The sequence below is a fragment of the uncultured Thiocystis sp. genome, assembly GCF_903866365.1.
Lineage (GTDB): Bacteria > Pseudomonadota > Gammaproteobacteria > Chromatiales > Chromatiaceae > Chromatium.
Map to the genome: position 1 here is coordinate 1 of NZ_CAIPNF010000154.1, position 4,762 is coordinate 4,762.

Sequence of the window (4,762 nt, forward strand, 5' to 3'; positions counted from 1 at the left end):
CATCTATGCGGTGGTGGTGTTGGCGCTGTCCACCGGCGCCCGACAGGGCGAGATTATGAATCTGCGCTGGGGGCATATCGATTTCACCCGCCGCACCGCGACCCTGCATCAGACCAAAAACGGCGAGCGTCGCGTGCTCCCCCTGAGCGGCCCCGCCCTGGCGCTGCTGAAGGAACGCGCCAAGATCCGCCGCATCGATACCGATCTGGTATTCCCTGGAGAGGATGACCCGAGCCGACCGATCGCGCTCCAAGGGGCGTGGGAGAACGCGGTCGAGCGCGCGGGAATCGAGGATTTCCGGTTTCACGATCTGCGCCATTCCGCCGCGTCCTATCTGGCCATGAATGGCGCCAGTCTCGCCGAGATTGCCGAGATCCTTGGTCACAAGACCCTCGCCATGGTGAAGCGGTATTCGCATCTCTCCGATAGCCATGTGGCCGGCGTGGTGGAGCGGATGAATTCGGCGATCTTTGGGGAGGGAGCATAAAGACGCCCTTAGCACCGTTCTGGCGCAAAGAACGGTACAGCTACCAGGAAGCCCTAAAGATCGTGGCGTGGTGGTGCTATGGCCCGGACGACGACAGCCTGCATCCCGGCGTAGACGCAAAGCCCAGCCAGGACGCCCAGCGCAACGCAATCAAGAAAATTACCCCCCTGCTGCAACGAGACGAAAGTCCGAGCGACCCGCAACCGATCAAGCGACGGACATCAAATTGGCTTGGCGGCAACAGCGGGTTCGGCAAGCGGGAGTGGCTGGAGCGTGGTTTCGGTCGAGATGATGGCGAGAACGTCGCACGGGCCTTGCCCCCTCCCCCCTGGATAGCGTTTTCTGCTCTGGCCGCGCTCTGCCCTGGCGTCTTCGGCGATTCTGGTCGAGGCACCTCTGACGCGAGCGCAAGCGGGCAGGCGCTTGCGAGGCTGAGCCATGCTGAAAATATTGCCTGTAGGCAACAGATCGAGGATTGGGACCGAGAACACGGTTACCTGTACCAAAACGCGACCAAAGCGACCGAGGCGGCAGTTCAAGCAAAGCTAGTTCCCGTGGCATACCGAACAATTTACACATGGATCCTCGCTCGCCGTAAGCGCAAATAATCGTCTGGACTGTACGCCCGTACAGTCTGCGCCAACGGATCGCGCACACCGAGCCCGCCCCACAAACTGTTCTCCGACGCCCTGCAACACCAAGGCGCATACCTTCCACGGTTACGGAGATCCAGGCATGGCAAGAACCCCCCAGCCATCGGCGACAGTTCCCGCCGCCACCGGAACGTCCGCGTCGACTCCGGTCCTGGCGCTGGCCGTCGACAACCCCGCGGCGCCCGCACCGGGGGCGATTATCTACACCGTCAGACAGCTTGCCGACAGCCAACCCGCCTTGACGGTCGGCGGGATCCGGCATGACCTTTTCAACCGTCGCGTGAACGGATTGCAAGCGACCGGCGCCGTGATTCGTCGAGGCCGCGCCCTGTTGTTGGATGGCCCGAAATACCTGCAATGGTTCATGGCGCGTGGCGTGGAGCGTGCGGCATGAACGCCCCCGTCGATATCGCCGCCCCCTGCCAGACCAAAGCCCTCGTTGAGATTCGCGGCCAGCAAGCCACGACCACGAGCCTCGCCATTGCCGATGGCTGCAAGCTGGCCCATAAGCAAGTGCTCGCGATGGTTCGCAAGTACCGCTCTGAGTTTGATGAGCTAGGCCAACTCGCGTTTGAAACGCGAGTTGTCTCAGCGCACGGGGCAGGGCAATCAACCGAAATCGCCATCCTCAACGAGGATCAGGCGACCTATGCAATCACCTTGTTCCGCAACTCGCCCATCGTGCGGCGCTTCAAGCTGGCGCTGGTGAAGGCATTCCGAAAGGCGCTGAACGAGATCGGCCGGCTCTACGCCAATCCGCCGCGCCAAGACATCATCAAGGCGAAGCGAGCAGCGCATAACCCAATGATGGCTGCACTGATCGAGATTCGGGAAGATGAGGGGAAGGCCACTGACGCACGGCAATTCATGTGCGAAAACCGGCTATGCAATTGGGTCATCACCGGGCGATTCGAGAAGCTGGACGAATCGTCGCTCTCGAATGCCGATGCTGTCCTCCTGGAGCATGTCAGGGACCGTAACCGCGCGCTGATTCTGGCCGGACTGGACTATCAGGATCGCAAAGCCCGCTTGATGGCGTTCGCCACCAGGACACGGGCGAAGCTGCTGACATGCGGCTCGGAGCGTGCGGCATGATCCCCAGCCCGCCCGCACTGATTGACGGCCTGTCGTTCGACGACTACCGCGCCATTGAGGCCGCCAGTTCTCACGCGCTGGCCACGATTCTCGACAAGAGCCCTCGCCACCTGAAGGAATCCGAGCGCAAGCCCAGCCCCGCGATGTCGCTCGGGACACTGGTTCACAGCCTGATCCTGACGCCCGATCTGGACGATTACGCCGTGGCTCCGGACGGCGACCGACGCACCAAGGCAGGGAAACAGGCGTTCGATGAATTCCAGGCCGCTTCCGAAGGCAAGCTGATCGTCACCCAGGATCAGTTCGACACCGCCTCACGGATGCGGGACGCCGTGCTCGGTCATTCCATCGGTCGCGTCCTGTTCGCCAAGGGCAAGGCCGAGCAAACCCTACTGGCCATCGATCCCGAATCGGGCTTGCTGTGCAAGGGGCGCTTGGACTGGCTCCCGACCGATCTTGACCTGTTGGTGGACCTGAAGACCTGCCAATCCGCCGCACCCGCCGATGTTGCCCGCGATGCCGGGAAATATCGCTACCACCAGCAAGCCGCGTTCTACAGCCATTTGTGGACCCTCGTTACCGGCGAGCGTCTGCCCTTCATGTTCGTGTTCGTGGAGTCGGCGCCGCCCTTCGATGTCGCCGTCTACGAGCTGGACGCGGACGCCCTGGAGGCCGGGGAGCGTCGGTTTCGTGCCGCGTTGACGATCTGGGCGGCGTGCATGGAATCCGGCGTTTGGCCCGGCTATCTCTGGGACCGCGACACCGGCGCCCATCGCATTGAAACCCTCTCGATTCCCCGCTGGGGACTGTAGGAGCATCCCATGAGCAACGCACTCAACCCCTTTCAATCTCAACAATCGCTGACGCACACCGCCGAGACCGGATCGGCGCGCGAGATCCAGGAAGTTCAGGCCGCGATGGTGATCGCCAAGCGGTTTCCACGCGACCAGGTGACCGCAACGGATCGCATTCTTCAGGCATGCACCCGTCAGACCCTCGCCGAGGGCGCGCTGTATTCGTACAACCGCGGCGGTTCCGAGATCACCGGCCCCTCAATCCGGCTCGCCGAAACGCTGGCGCAGTGCTGGGGAAATATTCAGTTTGGCATCCGCGAACTGGAGCAGCGCATCGGCGATAGCACCGTGGAAGCCTTCGCGTGGGATCTGGAGACCAACACCCGGCAGACGAAAGTGTTTCAGGTTCCCCACGAACGCCATACCAAGGCCGGATCCAAGCGTCTGAGCGATCCGCGCGACATCTACGAACTGGTTGCAAACCAGGGCGCCCGAAGACTGCGGGCGTGCATTCTCGGGGTCATCCCCGGCGATGTCACCGAGGCCGCCGTTCAGCAGTGCGAGGTGACCCTCGCCGCCAAAGCCGACACCTCACCCGAGGCCGTCAAGCGGCTGGTGGAGACCTTCGGCAAGCTGGGCGTCACGGCGGAGATGCTGACCAAGCGACTCGGCAACCGCCTGGAGGCGATCCGTCCGGCGCAAGTGATCCAGCTTCGGAAAATCTACGCCAGTCTGCGCGACGGCATGAGCAGCATCGGCGATTGGTTCGAGGTTGCGCCAACGCCCCAAGCCGAGAGCATGAAGGCCCGCGAGCGACTCATGGAACAGGCGAAGCAATTGCCACAGCCCGCTGCCGCGAGCGACCCGCCGCCGCCCGCGTGGCCCCAACCCGACTCAGAGTCCGGCGAATTGGTGGACGCTCGCGGCTGCCCTTGGATCGAGGCCGCGCATTCGGTCGGCAAGACCTGCACCGATTCCGGCGAGTGGCGGCGCAAAAGAGGCGTTGACCCGGAATTGATCGCCCGACTGGAACAGGAAGCGATCCGGGCGGTTTCGACGGAGATCCCGGCAGAATCGGCACAAGGGGATGTACAGGCGGATGCCAGCGACGAACGCGAACCGGGGAGCGATGACGATGAGTAGAGGCCGGAAATCGACGCAAATCCGCGCGCAACGCCGGGCAAAGTCAGACCGCCGCTGGGGCACCAATGAAAAACGCCCTGGCGGGGGCGGCCGCGAGGGCGTTGCAAAGCAGGGCAAAATGCGTTTAGAGTGTGGCCGTCCGTCAGGTGCTTTACACAACTGACGGCAAAGCTCCGACTGTTAGAAGCAGCCCGAGCACCGGCGAGACACAGTATAACTTCATCCCAGGTCAGGCGTCAGCCTGTCCGTGTGTCGCGCCTCTGCCCTGTCGCCTTTCTCAGTCGGTCATCCAAACCCTGGAGACCGATCCATGAAAACCTGCAACATCCGCTTTTCCGACATCCCCGTTCTGGGCGAAGAAGCCTTATTCTTCACCGTCAACGCGGGCATCCCGGCGCATTTCGCGCTGAATGAAGCCGCGTCCATGATGCGTTCAGCGATTGAGACGATCACCGAAGCATCTTCCAATCTACCCCCATCCAGCGATGCCAGCGCCATCTATTGCGCCGCCTACACGCTGGAGTCGGCACGCGGGTTAATCGAGTCCGTCATTCACGCTGTCGAAATCGCTGGGAAGCCCGCCGCCATCG

Annotated in this window: 7 protein-coding genes; all 7 read left to right on the forward strand. The window is 62.6% G+C overall.

Annotation, left to right across the window (positions count from 1 at the left end; all coding sequences use genetic code 11):
* Nucleotides 1-487: site-specific integrase (locus QZY07_RS08910; protein WP_295401689.1), on the forward strand; the 487-nt coding region annotated here is incomplete at its 5' end.
* A 62-nt stretch (nt 488-549) separates the two neighbouring features.
* Complete coding sequence (locus QZY07_RS08915; RefSeq protein ID WP_295401691.1) at nt 550-1,095, forward strand: hypothetical protein; 546 nt, start codon at nt 550-552, stop codon at nt 1,093-1,095.
* 127 nt (nt 1,096-1,222) lie between these two features.
* A complete protein-coding gene (locus tag QZY07_RS08920; RefSeq protein ID WP_295401693.1) occupies nt 1,223-1,534 on the forward strand; it encodes a hypothetical protein in 312 nt (103 codons plus the stop codon).
* A complete protein-coding gene (locus QZY07_RS08925; protein ID WP_295401694.1) occupies nt 1,531-2,235 on the forward strand; it encodes a Rha family transcriptional regulator in 705 nt (234 codons plus the stop codon). Before QZY07_RS08920 ends, QZY07_RS08925 begins: the two co-directional genes overlap by 4 nt.
* Complete coding sequence (locus QZY07_RS08930; protein ID WP_295401696.1) at nt 2,232-3,047, forward strand: PD-(D/E)XK nuclease-like domain-containing protein; 816 nt, start codon at nt 2,232-2,234, stop codon at nt 3,045-3,047. Before QZY07_RS08925 ends, QZY07_RS08930 begins: the two co-directional genes overlap by 4 nt.
* A 9-nt stretch (nt 3,048-3,056) precedes the next feature.
* Nucleotides 3,057-4,172, forward strand: coding sequence for a hypothetical protein (locus QZY07_RS08935; protein WP_295401697.1), 1,116 nt, complete (start codon nt 3,057-3,059; stop codon nt 4,170-4,172).
* Between the two features lie 310 nt (nt 4,173-4,482).
* Nucleotides 4,483-4,762, forward strand: a 280-nt coding sequence (locus tag QZY07_RS08940) for a DUF3077 domain-containing protein (protein WP_295401699.1), incomplete at its 3' end; no start/stop codon positions are given.